This is a genomic window from Halorubrum sp. SP3 (assembly GCF_005435195.1).
GTDB classification, from domain to species: Archaea; Halobacteriota; Halobacteria; order Halobacteriales; family Haloferacaceae; genus Halorubrum; species Halorubrum sodomense.
This window is the reverse complement of the sequence record NZ_SGTU01000603.1, coordinates 1-280: the sequence shown is the minus strand read 5'-3', so window position 1 is coordinate 280 and position 280 is coordinate 1. Positions and strand designations below refer to the sequence as shown.

Below are 280 nucleotides of genomic sequence, written 5' to 3'. Positions count from 1 at the left end.
CGGTGCTGCCGCAGCGGTCGCATTCGAACTCCGCGTGGGCGGGCAATCCGCCTATCCCCTCGTCCGCGTCGTCGACCACCAGCCGGCCGTCCATCCGGCCGGCACAGGTGTAACAGAACCCGTCGATGACGCCGCGGATAACGTGGCACATCCACCGGTCGAAGGCGAGCGGGAGCTCCTCGGGCTCGAACTGGTCGAGGCTGCCCGGCGGGAACCCGAAGTCGTTGTGGAAGTCCTCGCATGCGGTACAGTCGACGCTCGCGGTCTCCTCGGCGTACTC

Annotated in this window: 1 pseudogene; it reads right to left on the bottom strand. The window is 68.2% G+C overall.

The features are described from left to right. Positions 1–280 (bottom strand): annotated as a pseudogene (locus EXE42_RS19085) (hypothetical protein); the annotation flags it as partial.